This window comes from Mycobacterium sp. ACS4054 (genome assembly GCF_001667275.1).
Lineage (GTDB): Bacteria > Actinomycetota > Actinomycetes > Mycobacteriales > Mycobacteriaceae > Mycobacterium.
In genome coordinates, this window is the sequence record NZ_LZHV01000062.1 from 1 (window position 1) to 17,270 (window position 17,270).

General features: G+C 68.9%; 17 protein-coding genes. 9 read left to right on the forward strand and 8 right to left on the reverse strand.

Annotated features, from left to right (window positions below; all coding sequences use genetic code 11):
* Positions 1-85 precede the first annotated feature (85 nt).
* From A5730_RS20550 to ychF, 3 genes are all read right to left on the reverse strand, one after another.
* On the reverse strand, positions 86-484 hold the full coding sequence (locus A5730_RS20550) for a VOC family protein (RefSeq protein WP_067904622.1): 399 nt from the start codon (positions 482-484) through the stop codon (positions 86-88).
* Between the two features lie 158 nt (positions 485-642).
* Positions 643-1,218 carry a dihydrofolate reductase family protein gene (locus A5730_RS20555; RefSeq protein ID WP_067904556.1) on the reverse strand — a complete coding sequence of 192 codons (576 nt, stop codon included), beginning with the start codon at positions 1,216-1,218 and terminating at the stop codon, positions 643-645.
* 40 nt (positions 1,219-1,258) lie between these two features.
* Positions 1,259-2,332, reverse strand: a complete 1,074-nt coding sequence (ychF, locus tag A5730_RS20560; RefSeq protein ID WP_067904559.1) for a redox-regulated ATPase YchF — start codon at positions 2,330-2,332, stop codon at positions 1,259-1,261.
* Between the two features lie 119 nt (positions 2,333-2,451).
* On the opposite strand from ychF, the gene A5730_RS20565 reads away from it, so the two are divergent.
* Positions 2,452-3,612, forward strand: coding sequence for a DUF6542 domain-containing protein (locus A5730_RS20565; RefSeq protein ID WP_197506304.1), 1,161 nt, complete (start codon positions 2,452-2,454; stop codon positions 3,610-3,612).
* 10 nt (positions 3,613-3,622) lie between these two features.
* Here the strand turns inward: A5730_RS20565 and A5730_RS20570 are convergent, their stop codons facing one another.
* Complete coding sequence (locus tag A5730_RS20570; RefSeq protein ID WP_067904566.1) at positions 3,623-4,621, reverse strand: 4-hydroxy-3-methylbut-2-enyl diphosphate reductase; 999 nt, start codon at positions 4,619-4,621, stop codon at positions 3,623-3,625.
* Between the two features lie 88 nt (positions 4,622-4,709).
* On the opposite strand from A5730_RS20570, the gene A5730_RS20575 reads away from it, so the two are divergent.
* The 5 genes from A5730_RS20575 to A5730_RS20595 all read left to right on the forward strand — a co-directional run bounded on the left by A5730_RS20575 (position 4,710) and on the right by A5730_RS20595 (position 9,179).
* Positions 4,710-5,297, forward strand: coding sequence for a lipid droplet-associated protein (locus tag A5730_RS20575; RefSeq protein WP_067904569.1), 588 nt, complete (start codon positions 4,710-4,712; stop codon positions 5,295-5,297).
* Positions 5,294-6,544, forward strand: a complete 1,251-nt coding sequence (xseA, locus tag A5730_RS20580; protein ID WP_067904572.1) for an exodeoxyribonuclease VII large subunit — start codon at positions 5,294-5,296, stop codon at positions 6,542-6,544. Before A5730_RS20575 ends, xseA begins: the two co-directional genes overlap by 4 nt.
* The gene (locus tag A5730_RS20585; protein ID WP_067904575.1) at positions 6,534-6,773 is read left to right on the forward strand and encodes an exodeoxyribonuclease VII small subunit; all 240 of its coding nucleotides are present in this window, start codon (positions 6,534-6,536) and stop codon (positions 6,771-6,773) included. Before xseA ends, A5730_RS20585 begins: the two co-directional genes overlap by 11 nt.
* A 73-nt stretch (positions 6,774-6,846) precedes the next feature.
* On the forward strand, positions 6,847-7,950 hold the full coding sequence (locus tag A5730_RS20590; protein WP_067904577.1) for an NAD-dependent epimerase/dehydratase family protein: 1,104 nt from the start codon (positions 6,847-6,849) through the stop codon (positions 7,948-7,950).
* A gap of 83 nt (positions 7,951-8,033) precedes the next feature.
* A complete protein-coding gene (locus A5730_RS20595; protein ID WP_067904579.1) occupies positions 8,034-9,179 on the forward strand; it encodes an AI-2E family transporter in 1,146 nt (381 codons plus the stop codon).
* A 10-nt stretch (positions 9,180-9,189) separates the two neighbouring features.
* Here the strand turns inward: A5730_RS20595 and A5730_RS20600 are convergent, their stop codons facing one another.
* From A5730_RS20600 to A5730_RS20610, 3 genes are read right to left on the reverse strand one after another with little or no spacing between them, the layout of a single operon-like run.
* The gene (locus A5730_RS20600; RefSeq protein ID WP_067904582.1) at positions 9,190-10,725 is read right to left on the reverse strand and encodes a carboxylesterase/lipase family protein; all 1,536 of its coding nucleotides are present in this window, start codon (positions 10,723-10,725) and stop codon (positions 9,190-9,192) included.
* A gap of 8 nt (positions 10,726-10,733) precedes the next feature.
* On the reverse strand, positions 10,734-11,531 hold the full coding sequence (locus tag A5730_RS20605) for a dienelactone hydrolase family protein (protein ID WP_067904584.1): 798 nt from the start codon (positions 11,529-11,531) through the stop codon (positions 10,734-10,736).
* 13 nt (positions 11,532-11,544) lie between these two features.
* Complete coding sequence (locus tag A5730_RS20610) at positions 11,545-12,243, reverse strand: DUF4245 domain-containing protein (RefSeq protein ID WP_067904587.1); 699 nt, start codon at positions 12,241-12,243, stop codon at positions 11,545-11,547.
* A gap of 55 nt (positions 12,244-12,298) precedes the next feature.
* Here A5730_RS20610 and glpX point away from each other — a divergent pair, with 55 nt between their 5' ends.
* The 3 genes from glpX to A5730_RS20625 are packed head-to-tail and all read left to right on the forward strand — an operon-like array spanning position 12,299 to position 15,739.
* Positions 12,299-13,351: a class II fructose-bisphosphatase gene (gene glpX, locus A5730_RS20615; RefSeq protein ID WP_156745877.1), complete on the forward strand. Its 1,053-nt coding sequence runs from the start codon at positions 12,299-12,301 to the stop codon at positions 13,349-13,351.
* A gap of 29 nt (positions 13,352-13,380) precedes the next feature.
* Positions 13,381-14,793, forward strand: a complete 1,413-nt coding sequence (locus A5730_RS20620; RefSeq protein ID WP_067904590.1) for a class II fumarate hydratase — start codon at positions 13,381-13,383, stop codon at positions 14,791-14,793.
* 16 nt (positions 14,794-14,809) lie between these two features.
* Complete coding sequence (locus tag A5730_RS20625) at positions 14,810-15,739, forward strand: hypothetical protein (RefSeq protein WP_067904592.1); 930 nt, start codon at positions 14,810-14,812, stop codon at positions 15,737-15,739.
* 7 nt (positions 15,740-15,746) lie between these two features.
* Here A5730_RS20625 and A5730_RS20630 read toward each other — a convergent pair whose 3' ends face one another.
* Positions 15,747-17,201, reverse strand: coding sequence for an adenylate/guanylate cyclase domain-containing protein (locus tag A5730_RS20630; protein ID WP_067904628.1), 1,455 nt, complete (start codon positions 17,199-17,201; stop codon positions 15,747-15,749).
* Positions 17,202-17,270: the final 69 nt, after the last annotated feature.

Below are 17,270 nucleotides of genomic sequence, written 5' to 3' on the forward strand. Positions count from 1 at the left end.
CACACCCCACCCGGGGGTTCTCCTCACATCAAGCCGACACGCCTGCTACCAACGTCCTGGCTGAGTACAGCTAGCGCTCGGCGCGTTACACACCGAACTTGGCCCGGGCCTGCTCGGTTACCGGAGTGAACAGATTGACGAGATTCCCGTCGGGATCGCGGAACAGCAGCGCCCGGTTGCCCCACGGCATCGTCGTCGGTTCGGTGACGACGTCATGCAATCGCCCGCGAAGACGTTCATACTCGGCGTCCACGTCGTCGACGATGAACTCGACGATGGCGCTCCGATTCGCCGCAGGCTCGGCGGACCCGGTGCCGAACAGCGGTACGGTCTTGTCGCTACCGATCGCCAGCGTGCCCACCGGCGTGGGAATCTCGGCGAACAGCTCGTTGGCCCAGACCGCCTGGGCTCCCGTGACCGACTCGTAGAACGAGACAAGCAGCTGCACGTCGGCGGTGATGATGCGGATCGAAACAAGTTTCACGCCGCGCACCCTACGCGCGACCACCGACAAGCCGCCTGAAACTTCACGCGGGCACTTCGCCGAGCGTGGCCTCTACGCACGAATTCCGAGCCGATTGCGTGCGTATCCCCCCACACTGCGCTTGCCCTACACGTTGAAGCGGAACTCACCGCATTCCGTCACCGAGGAACGTCTCGGCGAGACAGGTAGCGCAGGTGGGCGGTGCCGTCATCGAAAACGCTGTGCCCGGCGAGACTCAGATCCTGGTGCACGCCGTCGGGTAGGGCACGTAGGCCCGCGCCCACCATCTTCGGCACCACGAAGAACTGGAACTCGTCGATCAGGCCAGCTCGGATCGCGGCGGCCGCGGTGGTGGGTCCGAAGATCTCGACCATGCCCTCGGCCTGCGCGACGATCCGCTTCAATTCGGCCAAGCGCAGTTCGCGTACCAGACGAACACGGTCCGACTCGATCTCCTGCGTCAGCGTCGACGAAACCACCACTTTGTGGATGCCCCGCCAGCGCTGGGCGAACTCCCGTTCCGCCGAGCCCCACTCTTCGCCCTCGGGATCGGTCTCCCAGTACTGCATCAGCGCGAAAGTCTTCCGCCCTAACACTTCGGTCGACACCTCGCCCATGCGGTCGACATGGGCGGCGAACACCGGATCGCTCGGGGCCGACCACTGGAAGTCGCCGCTGCCGTCGGCAGCGTAGCCGTCGAGAGACACCGTCGCGGTATAATAAAGGGTTCCCATGGTATTTCAGACCTGCGCGACCGGCAGAACTCATCGAGCCTTAGACATTGAAGCGGAACTCCACCACGTCGCCGTCGGCCATCACGTAGTCCTTGCCCTCCATCCGGACCTTGCCGGCCGCCTTGGCCGCCGCCATCGAGCCGGCGGCGATCAGGTCGTCGTAGGAGACGATCTCGGCCTTGATGAAGCCCTTCTCGAAGTCGGTGTGGATCACCCCTGCGGCCTTGGGTGCGGTATCACCCCGGTGAATCACCCAGGCGCGCGCCTCTTTTGGTCCCGCCGTCAAGAACGTCTGCAGCTTCAGCGTGTGAAAACCCGCGCGCGCCAACGCATCCAGCCCGCGTTCGGTCTGCCCGATCGATTCCAGCAGTTCGGCCGCCGACTCGTCGTCTAGCTCGTTCAACTCGGCCTCAATGGCCGCGTCCAGGAACACCGCGTCGGCCGGCGCCACCAGCTCCCGCAGCTCGGCGATGCGCGCCGCGTCGGTCAGCACCGCCTCGTCGGCGTTGAAGACGTAGAGAAAAGGCTTGGTGGTCAACAGGTTCAGCTCACGCAATAGGGAGGCGTCCACCCCGGCGCCGAACAGCGTCTTGCCGCCATTCAAGGTTTCCTGGGCGGCGGCCGCCGCGTCGTACATCGGCCTGCGCTCCTTGTTGGTGCGAGCCTCCTTCTCCAGCCGCGGCAGCGCGCGCTCCAGGGTCTGCAGGTCGGCCAGGATCAGCTCGGTCTCCACCACCTCGATATCGGAGCGAGGATCCACCTCACCGGCCACATGCGTCACGTCGTCGTCGGAGAACACCCGGACGACCTGGCAGATGGCGTCGCATTCGCGAATGTGGGCCAGGAACTTGTTGCCGAGCCCGGCCCCCTCCGACGCGCCCTTGACCAGGCCGGCGATGTCCACGAACGTCACCGGCGCCGGGACGATCCGCTGCGACGCGAACAGCTCGGCGAGCTTGTCCAATCGCGGATCGGGCAGCGGAACGACGCCCTCGTTCGGCTCGATCGTCGCGAACGGGTAGTTGGCCGCCAGCACGTCGTTGCGGGTCAGCGCGTTGAACAGCGTCGACTTACCCACGTTGGGCAGGCCCACGATTCCCAGGCTCAGGCTCACAGGGACTCAAGTCTAGGGGTCGGTGGGGGCGGCGCCCCTCCGGCTCCGGGGCATGGCACGCCCGGCATCCCGACGAGGCATTTACGGGCCTTTCGGCCCATTGCCGGTACGGTCTACATGTGTCAGGACAGCGGGCAACGTCGAAGGTGGACGCCTCCCACCGCTCGATTCACCCAGATATCCCAGGTGTGCCGTGGTACGCCGCCCTGCTCCTCGCCGTTACCGCCACCGCCATCGGGTACGGGATTGACGCCGGCCACAAGGAGCTGACCCACGTCTTCGCGGGCTTCTATATAGCCGGCTGCGTAGCGGCGGTGCTCGCGGTGCGCCAGGACGGGTTGTTCACCGCGATCATCCAACCCCCGCTGATCCTGTTCGGCGCGGTCCCCGGCGCCTACTGGTTGTTCCACGACGGCAAGGTCGGCCATGTCAAGGACCTGCTGATCAACTGCGGCTATCCCCTCATCGAGCGCTTCCCGCTGATGCTGGGAACCGCCGGGGTGGTGCTGCTGATCGGGCTGGTCCGGTGGTACTTCGGCATGTCGCAACGGACGACCGCGACGACGAACACCCCCGACGACGCGGAGCCCGCCGAACGCAAAGCCGCATTCGGCGGCATCGTCGCCAAGCTGCGGGCGATGCTGCACCCCGACGAAGACGACGTCGACGCCGACGCCCCCGCGAAGGAGCGGCGCAGCCGCGGTGGCAAGTCCTCCTCGCGGACCCGCAGGACGGCCAACGGCGATCGGACCGCGGCCCGCTCCGCGCGGACCCATTCCCGGCGCACCCGGGAGCCGCTTGACGACGCGGGTGAGCCGGGCGAGCGCCGCTCGAAGCGCAGGACCTCGGCGACCGCCCGGGACTACGACGGCCCCGAACCGCCCCGCCGGTCGCGGCGCCGGCCCCGGGCGGAGGGCGACCCGGACCCGCGCGGCCAATCAGCCCGGGAGGGCCGGCGCGAGCCGCGCACCCGCCGCAGCCCCTACGAGCGGCCCTACAACGACCCGCCCAGGCCGCGGGGCAGCCGTTTCGACGGCGGGGACCGGTACGGCGACTCCTACGACCCACCGCCCAGCCGTTACGACAGTTACGAGCCGACCTACGAGCCGAGGCGCCGGCGGCCCGCCCCAGCCGGCAACAACGGCACCCATCACCCGATCTCGCAGGTCCGCTACCGGGATGCCGGCGCGTCCGACGAGCCCTCGGCCGAGCGGCGCAACCGCTCCCGGACGTATGGCCGACCGCAGCGGCCCCCGACGGAATGGGAATACGACGGCTGAGCGCCGTCGGTCAGATCAGTGACCGGATCTCGCGCGGCAGCGCGAACACCAGGGTTTCCTGCGCCGTGGTGACCGGCTGCACCACGTCGTAGCCGCAGTCGGCCAGCCGCTCGAGCACACCGCGCACCAATACCTCGGGGACGGATGCGCCGGAGGTCACGCCGACCGTGGTCACCCCCTCCAACCAGGCGGGGTCGATGTCGTCGGCCCAGTCGACCAGGTGGGCGGCCGCGGCGCCGCCGCCCAGCGCCACCTCGACCAGCCGCACCGAGTTCGACGAATTCCGGGACCCGACGACGATCACCAGCTGGCACTCGGGCGCCATGGCCTTGACGGCGACCTGCCGGTTCTGGGTCGCGTAACAAATGTCGTCGCTGGGCGGATCCTGCAGCTTCGGGAACCGCTGCCGCAGCCGCTCGACGATCTCCATGGTCTCGTCGACCGACAGCGTGGTCTGCGAGAGCCAGATCACCTTGTTCTCATCCCGGACCGTCACGTTGTCCACCGCCGCGACGCCGTCGACCAGCTGCACGTGGTCGGGCGCCTCCCCCGCGGTGCCGATCACCTCCTCGTGCCCCTCGTGGCCGATCAGCAGGATGTCGTAGTCGTTGCGGGCGAAGCGGCGGGCCTCGTTGTGCACCTTGGTCACCAGCGGGCAGGTGGCGTCGATGGTCTGCAGGTTGCGTGCGGCGGCCGCGGCGTGCACCGTCGGCGCCACCCCGTGGGCGGAGAACACCACGATGGCGCCCTCGGGCACCTGATCGGTCTCCTCGACGAACACCGCGCCCGCCTTTTCCAGCGTGTCGACGACGTGCCGGTTGTGCACGATCTCGTGACGCACGTAGACGGGGGCGCCGTGCTTTTCCAGCGCGCGTTCGACCGTCTCCACGGCCCTATCCACGCCCGCACAGTAACCACGCGGCTCGGCCAGAAGCACTCGCTTGCGGGCTGGATCGCTGGCTACCGAGCTGGACGCGCCGGGAATTCCCATGTCGACAGTCGGCGGCATGACACCAGGGTACGTTCTGCCGCCGCGGGCTTGCCAGCTCGCGCGGGCGGGCTTGGAGTTAGCCGTCGCGTAGGGCAATCTTGGACCCATGGCCACTGCACCGTATGGAGTTCGACTATTGGTCGGCGCGGCGACAGTCGCCGTCGAGGAGACCATGAAGCTGCCGAAAACCATCCTGATGTACCCCATGACCTTAGCCAGTCAGGCGGCCCACCTTGTGATGCGATTTCAGCAGAACCTCGCCGAGTTGGCGATCAAGGGCGACAGCACCCTGGAGAACATCTTCCCGCCCAAGGACGAGCAGCCGGAATGGGCGACGTTCGACGAGGACCTGCCCGACGCCGTCGACGCGCCCGGCCCCGCCGAGAACGGCAACGGCGACGGCGATCGCCGCACCGAGGGACGGTTCGCGTTGTACACGCTCGCCGACGCCGCCTCCGATGCCGCCCCGTTGAAGCAGGGCAGGAAGTCCTCGGACGCGCCGTCGGTTCCGCAGCCGTCGGTGGTGGCCGAGCTGGACTACGCGGCGCTGACGCTGGCGCAGCTGCGGGCGCGCCTGCAATCGCTGAGCGTCGACGAACTCGAAGCCCTGCTGGCCTACGAGCAGGCCACCAAGGCGCGCGCGCCGTTCCAGACGCTGCTCGCCAACAGGATCACCCGCGCGAACGCGAAGTGACCCCGGCCGCACAGTCCGAACCCAACTCCGCCGAGAACCCATTTCCGGTGCGCGCGGTGGCAATTCGGGTCGCGGGCTGGATCGACAAGCTCGGCACCGTATGGGTGGAGGGCCAGCTGGCCCAGGTCAGCGCCCGGCCCGACTCCAAGACGGTGTTCATGGTGCTGCGCGACCCGGCCGCCGACATGTCGCTGACCGTGACCTGCTCGCGCGACCTGGTGGCCAACGCGCCGGTGAAGCTGGCCGAGGGCACGCAGGTGGTGGTCTGCGGCAAACCCTCGTTCTACACCGGTCGCGGCACGTTCTCGTTGCGCCTGAGCGAGATTCGCGCCGTCGGCGTGGGCGAGCTGCTGGCACGGATCGATCGGCTGCGCCGGCTGCTGGATGCCGAAGGGCTCTTCGATCCGCGACTCAAGCGGCCAATCCCGTTCCTGCCCAACATGATCGGCCTCATCACCGGCCGGGCCAGCGCCGCCGAACGCGACGTGACGACGGTGGCGACCGCGCGTTGGCCCGGCGTCCGGTTCGCCGTGCGCAACACCGCGGTCCAGGGGCCCAACGCGGTGGCGCAGATCGTCGAGGCGCTGTACGAACTGGACCGCCACGGCGAGGTCGACGTCATCGTGGTGGCCCGCGGCGGCGGCAGCGTCGAGGACCTGTTGCCGTTTTCCGACGAGACGTTGTGCCGCGCCATCGCGGCGTGCCGCACCCCGGTGGTCAGCGCGGTCGGTCACGAACCCGACAACCCGCTGTGCGACCTGGTGGCCGACCTGCGCGCCGCCACCCCCACCGACGCCGCCAAGAAGGTGGTGCCCGACACCGCCGCCGAGCAGCGCCTGATTGCTGAGCTGCGCCGGCGCAGCGCCAGGGCGCTGCGCAGCTGGGTGTCTCGCGAACAACGCGCGCTGGCCCAGGTCCGCAGCCGACCTGTGCTCGCCGAGCCGCTGGCGGCCCTGACGGCGCGCGCGGACGAGATTCACCGCGCCCGGTCGGCGATTCGCCGCGACGTCACCCGCCTGGCCGCCGCCGAGACGGAGCGCGTCGGCCACCTGGGCGCGCGGCTGGCGACGCTGGGCCCGGCGGCCACGCTGGCCCGGGGCTACGCGGTGGTGCAGGCGGTGCCGGACTCCGGGCCCCCGGCGGTGCTGCGGTCGGTGAGCGACGCGCCCGTCGGCCGCCGGTTGCGGGTGCGGGTCGCCGACGGCGCGATCGCCGCGGTGAGCGAGGGGCAGACCGATGGCGCCTAGCGAAGAAGACCGGTCAATTACGCCCATTAGTGAACTCGGCTATGAGGCGTGCCGCGACGAGCTGATCGAAGTGGTGCGCCTGCTGGAACAGGGTGGGCTAGACCTCGATGAGTCGCTGAAGCTCTGGGAAAGGGGCGAACAGCTGGCAAAAAGGTGCGAGGAGCACTTAGCTGGAGCCCGCAAGCGCATCGAGGACGCGCTGGCGGCCGGCCAGGCCGACGAGCCCTGATTTCGGCCACCCCGCGCAAGCGGACGCATGACTTTCTTTCGAATTGGAACACGTTTCAGTTAGGATTCGGCGCATGGCTGATGCATCACTGACCACCGAACTCGGCCGCGTCCTGGTCACCGGCGGCTCCGGGTTCGTCGGCGCAAACCTCGTCACTACCCTGCTGGACCGCGGCCACCAGGTGCGTTCGTTCGACCGCGCGCCCTCCCCGCTGGCCGAGCACCCGCAACTCGAGGTGCTCGAAGGGGACATCACCGACACGGACGTCTGCGCCCGGGCGGTCGACGGCATCGACACCGTCTTCCACACCGCGGCGATCATCGAGCTGATGGGCGGCGCATCGGTGACCGACGCATACCGGCAACGCAGCTTCGGGGTCAACGTCGGCGGCACCGAGAACCTGGTGCACGCCGGCCAGGCGGCCGGGGTGAAGCGCTTCGTCTACACGTCGTCCAACAGCGTGGTGATGGGCGGCCAGAACATCCCCGGCGGGGACGAGACGCTGCCCTACACCACCCGGTTCAACGACCTCTACACCGAGACGAAGGTGGTCGCCGAACGATTCGTCTTGTCGCAGAACGGTGTTGGCGGCATGCTCACCTGCGCGATCCGGCCCAGCGGCATCTGGGGCCGCGGCGATCAGACGATGTTCCGCAAGCTGTTCGAAAGCGTGATAGCAGGGCACGTCAAGGTGCTGATCGGCCGGAAGTCGGCGAAGCTGGACAACTCGTACGTGCACAACCTGATTCACGGTTTCATCCTCGCCGCCCAGCACCTGGTCCCCGGCGGCACCGCGCCCGGCCAGGCGTACTTCATAAACGACGACGACCCGATCAACATGTTCGAGTTCGCCCGGCCCGTGGTCGAGGCCTGCGGCGTGAACTGGCCCCGGGTGCGAATCAACGGCCCGATGGTCCGCGCGGCGATGACCGGTTGGCAGCGGCTGCATTTCCGCTTCGGCATCCCCGCGCCCCTGCTGGAGCCGCTGGCCGTCGAGCGGCTGTATCTGGACAACTACTTCTCAATCGCCAAGGCCCGCCGCGACCTCGGATACGAGCCCCCGTACACCACCGAACGGGCCATGTCGGAATGCCTGCCGTATTACGTCGACATGTTCCAGCGGATGAAGAGCCAGGCGCAGGCGGGCTCACCCGCACCGGCCGGCGGGGGGAAGTAACCCGCTCGCGGGTCGCTGACGAAAACACCGGGCCGGGGCTAAGGTTCCCTCAGCGGCGACGACGCGGAGGGCGGTCCGGTTGCATGAACACCGAATTCACGCTCAACCAGAAGCGCGCCCTCGCGATGCTGACCGCGATCGCCCTGCTCTTCGGTGCATACTTCCTGCGCGACTACTTCGTGCTGATTGTTGTGGCCGCGGTCGGCGCCTACCTGTTCACGCCGCTGTTCAACTGGTTCGGCCGGCGCATGGGCACTCCCCTGGCGGCGACCTGCACCCTGTTGTCCGCACTCGCGGTCGTCATCGTGCCGGTCACGCTCCTGGTGGTCCTGGCGATCGTCCAGATCTCCCGCATGATCGACAGCATCACCGAGTGGGTGAAGACGACGGACCTGAGCGGGCTCGGCGATCGCGCCCTGCACGCGGTGAACGAGCTGCTGTCCCGACTTCCCTTCGCGCACATGACCGTAACCTCGGCCTCGCTGCGCAAGGCGATGGTCACGGTGGGTCGCAACGTCGGTCAATGGGCCCTGCATTTCCTGCAGGGCGCCCTCGGCGGCATCGCCGGCGCCGTGACGTCGGCCATCATCTTCCTGTACGTGTTCGTCGCGCTGCTGGTGCACCGCGAGCGGATACGAAAGCTGGTCGCCGACCTCAACCCGCTCGGCGACGAGGTCACGGACCTTTACCTGCGCAAGGCCGGAGCGATGGTGCGCGGCACCGTCAGCGGCCAATTCGTGATAGCGCTCTGCCAGGGTGTCGCGGGCGCCGCGTCCATCTATGTCGCGGGCTTTCACCACGGCTTCTTCATTTTCGCCGTGCTGCTGACGGCGCTGTCGATCATTCCGCTGGGCGGTGGCATCGTGACCATCCCCTTCGGCATCGGAATGGTCCTCTACGGCAACATCGTCGGCGGCGCGTTCGTCGTGCTCTGGCATCTCGTCGTGGTGACCAACATCGACAACTTCCTGCGCCCCATCCTGGTCCCGCGTGACGCCCGGCTGAACCCGGCGCTGATGCTGCTGTCGGTCTTCTCGGGCATCGCCATGTTCGGCCCCTGGGGCATCGTCATCGGACCGGTGTTGATGATCCTGATCGTCACCACCGTCGAGGTGTATCTGGTGGTGTTCAAGGGAGCCGAATTCGCCCCCGCGGACGAGCAGCCCGCGCGCCGCAATTGGCTTCGGCGGCGGGCGAATTCGGGCGCCGCGCGGTCGGCGGCCGACTGACGGGCCCGCGCTAGCGGAAGCCCACCATCTCGCTGCCCCAGGCGGCGCGGATGTTCGCATCGACGTCGCTCGCGACGGCGTCGCGCTTGTCGATGATCAGGCACGCGCGATCCGCCTCCCGGTAGGGCCGCCAGTCCGGTTCGCCGTCCGGGCCCGCGGGCGTGGACCGCGCGGCGAAGTTGATCCACCGCGCCCGCATCCGCCTGGAGACCGCCTTGGCGGTCTTGCTGCCGCCCAGCTTCAACGTCGGATCCTTCGGCACCCCGAGATTGCCCCAGACGTAAGGCAATTCGGTGGCGTGGGCGGCATTGACCAGCAGCAGCTTCAGTAGCGGGGTGGCATAGTCGAACCGGTACAGGTACACCGGTGCCACGCGGGCGTGCCCCTCGGCCAGCCAGACCGAGGGCATCCGGAACCCGACGTCGGTTGCGATGCTCAAACTCCTTGCCCTGCGCCGCAACCGCGAATACGTCAATCCGATCTGCTCGTCCGTCGGCAATTGCAGGTCCGGTTGTTCGGCGGCGATCTGGTCGAACATCGACGTGATCGCGCGAGGCGTGATCGGCATCAGCCGCGAACGCATCAACCGGAAGAGCGCCGCCTCGTGTTTGTTGGTCCCGATGATCAAGGGGACCGGAAGCGAGCGGCCCTCCTGCACGCGCTTGACCGGGTAGTCATCCAGCAACTCGCCGTCGATGATCGGAACGAACGCGAGAAGGCCCGGATTGCGCACGGGCACTTCGTCGAACACCTCTTGCGACGCGGCCAGCAGCACCGCGGTAGGCACGTCAGGCAACCGGTCCGCGTCGACGTCAAGGCGCTCGAGTACGGTCTCGGCCACGCGCTCGGCCCTGCGGCGGTCGTATACCGACGTGGCCGGCGAACTCTGGGCGATCGCGCGGGCGAACAACCCCTCGGCCGACGGGACGGCGAGCAGGGTCGTCACGATCCCCGCGCCCGCGGATTCACCGAACAGCGTGACGTTTCGCGGATCGCCGCCGAACGCCGCGATGTTGTCGCGCACCCAGCTCAGCGCCGCCAGCACGTCGCGCAACCCGACATTGGAGTCGAACCGCCGCCGCGACGTGGTGAACGACGACAGGTCCATGAATCCGAGCGCACCCACCCGGTAGTTGACAGTGACCACGACGACATCGCCGTCGCCGGCCAGCCGGCGCCCGTCGTAGAGCGCCTGGCTGCCCGATCCCAGGACGTATGCGCCCCCGTGTAGCCACACCATCACGGGCTTTGCGTCACCCGGCTGGGTGTGCGATGACGCCCAGACGTTCAGCCGCAGGCAGTCTTCGCCCTGCGGCGCGCCCAGGTCGAGCGGCATGTTGGGGAAGACCGGCTGCGGGCAGGCCGGCCCGTAGCGGGTCGCGTCGGCGACCTCGGTCCACCGCTTCGGGGGTTGCGGCGCCAGGAAGCGCAGGGCGCCTACGGGCGGGGCGGCGTACCGGATGCCCTTCCACGCGCTGACGCGCCCGAGGTCGGCACCGCGGACCGGGCCGTAGACGGTGTCGACTACGAGACTGTCACTGGGCATGCGGTTGCCTAGGTGAGCCGCTGGGTGAGGAACTCGACCACCCGCTTGCGGGCCTCGTACGCCGGCTGGCCGTCGACTTCGCGGACCTCGTCGGTGAGCACCGAATGCGCCGTCTTGCCGAAGCCGTATTCATTGCCGGGCCGCGAATCGATTTCGATCACCTCGAACGCGTCGCCCAGCCGCTCCTTGAGCGCCGCGAACCGTTCGGCCGGCACGGCCGGGTCCTCGCTGAACCGCAGGCCCATCGCGCACAAGCCGTCGTTCGCGGCGCGCGCGGCCACCGCGTTCAGCTCGGACTCGCTGAGCCCCGGGTCGCGGCGCCGTGCACGGCCCAGCGGCAGCGGCACCGACGGCTGCGACAGCACCGGGGCCAGCACGCTGTCGTCCACCGCGGCGGCCAACGCGAAACCGCCCGTGAAGCATTGGCCGATCACGCCCACACCCTTGCCCGGCGTCGACGCGTTGAGGTCGCGCGCCAGCGCGCGCAGGAACAACGACACCGGCCGCTGTTTGTTGGTCGCGAACGCCGCGAATTCCCTTGCCACGCAAGCCCGGCTGATGGTGGCGGCGATGTAGCCGACCGTCTTCGGCTTGCCCGGCTCACCGAACAGCGACGGCATGGCGACGGTGAAGCCGTTGTCCACCAGGTGATTGCCCAGGGCCAGCACAGCGGGATGGATCCCGGGTATCTCCGGAATCAGCACCACCCCGGGGCCGCCGCCCTTGCGGTAGACGTCATGGGTGTAGCCGCCACCGGTGAACGGCGCCGCCGACCATCCGGACAGATCCGCTTGGGGTGCAGTCACGCTCGGCCTTCCTTCAGCGCGCGGGTAACGGCGGCTGCGATTGCGTCGCCGAAGCCAGCGTACGGAATTGATCGGTATTTCCGGCGCCGGTTATGGCGATTTGGGTGGCCCCGGATCCGCCCGAAAGCCGGGTCGTCCACACCGGCTCGGCGTCCGCCCCGCTTTGGCCGGTGCCGTTGTAGACGACCCAGCTGGTGCCGGCGACGTCGACCGTCCCGGCGGGATACGCCGACGAGTGGATCGAGCCCACCAGCTTGTCCTCGTCGGCGTTGCTCTGCGTCAGGCTCAGATACATGCCGGTCGGGCTGAGGTAGCCGACGACCGAGGTGGCCGCGTTGAGCCGTTGACCGGTCGCCGGGTCGACGCGGCCGCCCTGAATGCCGCCGCGGCTGCCGGAGTTGGCCTGCCAGCCGGCTGGCAGCTTGGGCAGCCGGATGGGGAAGCCGAGCGTCGTGGCATCGGCCCGCAGGGCCGCCGCCGCGTCGTAGGACGGGACGGCGCCCTGGTGGCTGCCGGGCTGGAACGAGCACATGCCCACCAGGCCGGCCAGCAGGATGCAGCCGAGCACCAACGGCATCAGCGACCAGAACATGTCGCGGCCGTCCTGCAGCAACCGCGGTTTGGCCGGCCTCGAGACGGGTCCCCGGGCCGGCCCGGCCGCCGGCGCCGGCTCCCCGGCTACCTCGGCATTCGGCGACGGCTCTTCGGTCATCCCCCGAGTATCCCAGTTCCAGCGGACCGATCCCCTTCTGGGACAATCACCAACCATGACAGTTGAGGGCAACCGCCCACCTGGACGGCCCCGGGGTGAGGCCCCGGATCGCAACCTGGCGCTGGAACTGGTCCGGGTGACCGAGGCCGGTGCCATGGCCGCCGGCCGCTGGGTCGGGCGCGGCGACAAGGAGGGCGGCGACGGCGCGGCCGTCGACGCCATGCGTGAGCTGGTCAACACGGTGTCGATGCGCGGCGTGGTGGTCATCGGCGAGGGTGAGAAGGACCACGCGCCCATGCTCTACAACGGCGAGGAGGTCGGCAACGGCGACGGCCCGGATTGCGACTTCGCCGTCGACCCGATCGACGGCACCACGCTGATGAGCAAGGGCATGCCGAACGCGATCTCGGTGTTGGCGGTGGCCGACCGGGGCGCGATGTTCGACCCGTCGGCGGTGTTCTACATGAACAAGATCGCCGTCGGCCCCGAGGCCGCTGACGTGCTCGACATCACCGCGCCGATCGCCGAGAACATCAAGGCCGTCGCGAAGGTGAAGGCGCTGTCGGTGCGCGACATGACCGTGTGCATCCTGGACCGGCCTCGGCACGCGCAGCTGATCGAGGACGTCCGGGCGACCGGGGCCCGGATCCGGTTGATCACCGACGGCGACGTCGCCGGCGCCATCTCGGCGTGCCGCTACCTGTCCGGCACCGACATGCTGGCCGGCATCGGCGGCACCCCCGAGGGGATCATCGCCGCCGCCGCGATCCGGTGCATGGGTGGGGCCATCCAGGCCCAGCTGGCGCCGAAGGACGACGAGGAGCGCCAGAAGGCGATCGACGCCGGCCACGACGTCGACCGGGTGCTGACCACCGAAGACTTGGTGTCGGGCGAGAACGTCTTCTTCTGCGCCACCGGGGTGACCAACGGCGACCTGCTCAAGGGCGTGCAGTACTACCCCGGCGGCTGCACCACCCAGTCGATCGTCATGCGGTCGAAGTCGGGCACCGTGCGCATGATCGAGGCCTACCACCGGCTCTCGAAGCTCAACGAGTACTCCGCCATCGACTTCACCGGCGACAGCACCGCCGCCTATCCCCTGCCCTAGACCCGAAACACTAGCGAGGACTACTACCTATGGCCGAAAGCGCCACCGACACCGAATACCGCATCGAACACGACACCATGGGCGAGGTCCGGGTACCCGCAAAGGCGTTGTGGCGCGCGCAAACTCAGCGCGCGGTGGAGAACTTTCCCATCTCGGGCCGGGGCCTGGAGCGCACCCAGATCCGCGCGCTGGGCCTGTTGAAGGGCGCGTGCGCGCAAGTCAACAAGGACCTCGGGCTGCTGGCCCCGGAGAAGGCGGACGCGATCATCGCCGCGGCGGCCGAGATCGCCGACGGCCAACACGACGACCAATTCCCCATCGACGTCTTCCAGACCGGGTCGGGCACCAGCTCGAACATGAACACCAACGAGGTGATCGCGAGCATCGCGGCCGCCAACGGGGTCACGGTGCACCCGAACGACGACGTCAACATGTCGCAGTCGTCCAACGACACCTTCCCGACCGCGACCCACATCGCGGCGACGGAGGCCGCGGTGCGGCACCTGATCCCGGCGCTGGAGGTGCTGCACGAAGCGCTGGAGAGCAAGGCCCGGGAGTGGCACACAGTGGTCAAGTCGGGCCGCACGCACCTGATGGACGCCGTCCCGGTGACGCTCGGCCAGGAATTCAGCGGTTACGCCCGGCAGATCGAGGCGGGCATCGAGCGGGTGCGCGCCACGCTGCCGCGGCTGGGCGAGCTGGCGATCGGCGGGACCGCGGTGGGCACCGGCCTCAACGCCCCGGACGGCTTCGGCGCCAAGGTCGTCGAGACGTTGATCGCCTCCACCGGCCTGAACGAATTGCGCACGGCCGCGAACTCTTTCGAGGCCCAGGCGACCCGCGACGGCCTGGTCGAGGCGTCCGGCGCGCTGCGCACCATCGCGGTGTCGCTGACCAAGATCGCCAACGACGTCCGCTGGATGGGGTCGGGCCCGCTCACCGGCCTGGCCGAGATCCAGCTGCCGGACCTGCAACCGGGTAGCTCGATCATGCCGGGCAAGGTGAACCCCGTTCTGCCCGAGGCGGTTACGCAGGTGGCCGCGCAGGTGATCGGCAACGACGCCGCCGTCGCCGTCGGCGGTTTGAGTGGCGCGTTCGAGCTGAACGTCTACATCCCGATGATGGCCCGCAACATCCTCGAGTCGTTCAAGCTGCTGACCAACGTGTCGAGGCTGTTCGCGGAGCGCTGCATCGTCGGGCTCAAGGCCAACGTCGAGCACCTCCGCGAGCTGGCCGAGTCGTCGCCGTCGATCGTGACGCCGTTGAACTCGGCGATCGGCTACGAGGAGGCCGCCGCGGTGGCCAAGCAAGCCCTCAAGGAGCGCAAGACCATTCGCCAGACCGTGATCGATCGCGGCCTGATCGGCGAAAAGCTTTCCGAAGAGGAACTCGACCGCAGGCTTGACGTCTTGGCGATGGCCAAGGTCAAGCCGGCGAAATAGGCGGGGTGGTTCAGCGATGACGGCGCCTCCGGGCGGCCCCTACGGCCAGGAGCCCTACGGAAACCCCTATGGGCAGCAGCCCTATTGGGGCGGCCAGCCGCAGGGCGGCCAATACCCGGGCGGGCAATACCCGGGCGGCCAGTATCCGCCCCCGCCGGCCGGTCCGTACTATCCGCCGTATCCGCAAGCGGGACAGCAGTTCCCGCCCGGATATCCGCCCGGGCCGCCACCGCGCGGGCCCGGGTCGAAGCTGCCCTGGTTGATCATCGGTGGCCTGGTGATCCTCGCCGTCATCGCGCTCGTGGCGACGCTGATCGTGATGCGGGGCGGGAGCCACGGCAAGTCCCCCAGCGCCGCGCCCTCGACGTCCACCACCACCAGCAGCCAACCGCGGGGCCAGCAGACCGCCACGGATTGCACCCCGAACGTGTCCGGCGGCGAGATACCCCGGACCGACTCGATCGCCGCGGGCAAGCTCTCGTTCCCGGCGTCTGCGGTGCCGCCCAACTGGCAGTTGTTCTCCGACGACCAGAACCCGAACCTGATCGGCGCGGTGGGCGTCGCCCAGGAGGTGCCGGGGGCCAGTCAGTGGATGATGACGGCCGAGGTCGGCGTCACGAACTTCGTCTCCAGCATGGATGTTTCAGCGCAGGCGTCGAAGTTGTTGCAGTGCATCGCCAACGGGCCCGGTTACGCGAACGCGACGCCCACGCTGGGCCGGACGAAGACGTCGTCGATCACCGTTGACGGCACCAAGGCCGCCCGCGCCGACGCCGACATCACGATCGCCGACACGAGCCGCGGCGTCAAGGGAGACTCCGTGAGCGTCATCGCCGTCGACACCAAGCCGGTCACCGTCTTCATCGGCAGCACCCCGATCGGGGACGCCGCTTCGGCGGACATCATCGGCCGGATCATCGCCGCGCTGAAGGTCGGTAAGTCCTGACGCCGCCCTACGCGGGCGCCGAGACATGGGTGGCTTCGGAGCGCCCCCGCAAAACGGTGGAATAGCACTCCGCCCAATGCGTTCCCTCCGATTCGTCGGCCCGCTCGATGGCGGCCGCCGAGCACAGGATGCGCCGGTCGGCGGTCTTGGCCAGATCGGCCAGCCGCGCGGCCTCGTTGACCGCGTCGCCGATCACCGTGTACTCGTAGCGGTTTTCGGCGCCGATGTTGCCGGCGAACACCCGGCCCGCCGATACGCCGATACCGAAGTCGACCGGCAGCCGGCGCAGTTGGGTGCCCAGGGCGCGCGCGGTCGCCAGTGCCGCCGACGCCGGCTCGCCGGTCTGCAACGGCGCCCCGAAGACTGCCAGCGCCGCATCGCCGGCGAATTTGTTGATCAGCCCGTGGTGTTCGTCGACGGCGTTGACGACGAGGCGAAAGAAATCGTTGAGCACTTCGGCAACCTCTTGCGGCGGACGGCTTTCCGCCAGCTGCGTGGAGCCCACCAGGTCGATGTAGAGGATCGCCGCCTCGACGACGTCTCCCGACAGCGACGCACCCTCTTCGATGGCACGATGGGCGACGTCGGTTCCGACGTGGCGCCCGAAGAGGTCGCGCACCCGGTCCCGCTCGGCCAGCCCGGCCACCATGCGGTTGAAACCCGTTTGCAGCCGCCCGATTTGAGAGCGCTCGTAGGCCCCGACGTAGGTCCCCATGCGGCCGTGTTCGACCTCCGCCATCGCGTCGACGACCTCGCCGAGCGGGTCGGAGATGGATCGCGACGTCAAGATCATGGTCGGCATCCCGAGCACCAGCGCCGCCAGCGACACCACCAGGATCGGCACGTCGAGCGACGTGGACCTCTCGATCAGCCAGCCGTACGAGCGCAGGACGACCAGCGTCGCGATCACGCCGATGGGGAAGGCGCTGCACATGAACCAGAGCAGGACCAGCCGCGCGTATACGCCGGGCACGGCCAGCCGCGGCTCGCAGCCCAGCGTGGCGGCGCGCATGACGGGACGCAGGACGCGCTGCGCCAGCAGCATCGCCGTGCCGGCCGTGGCCGGCCCGCCCAGGACCACGCCGAGGGCGACGGGCAGCAGGAGCTGCGCCCCGCCGCGCATGTTGAGCAGCATGAACACGGTGCCGCTGAAGGCCCACGCGCCGAACAGGATCACCGATTGCCGGCCGGGCAGCTTCATCGCGGCCTCGCGCTGCGCCTGGTCGGGTTCGGCGCCGGCGGCATACCAACGCAGCGTCGGGGCCGCGCTCGCGATCCCGGCACTGGCGACGCCGATGATGCTCAGCGAGACGAGGATCAATACCGCCGCCGTATTGGTTTTCACGAAGTCGGCGTTGTCCCCGATGGACGTGTGACCGCGCAGCGGGATCAAGATGGCGGCCGCCTCGATGACGGCCAGAAAGTAGGACAGCGCGAGATCGGCGCCGTATTGGATCGCCAGCCGCCGGAAAGACTTTTGCTGGCCGGGGGCGGGGGTGGGCCGCCGATTCCGAAGCCAGGATGCCGCCCG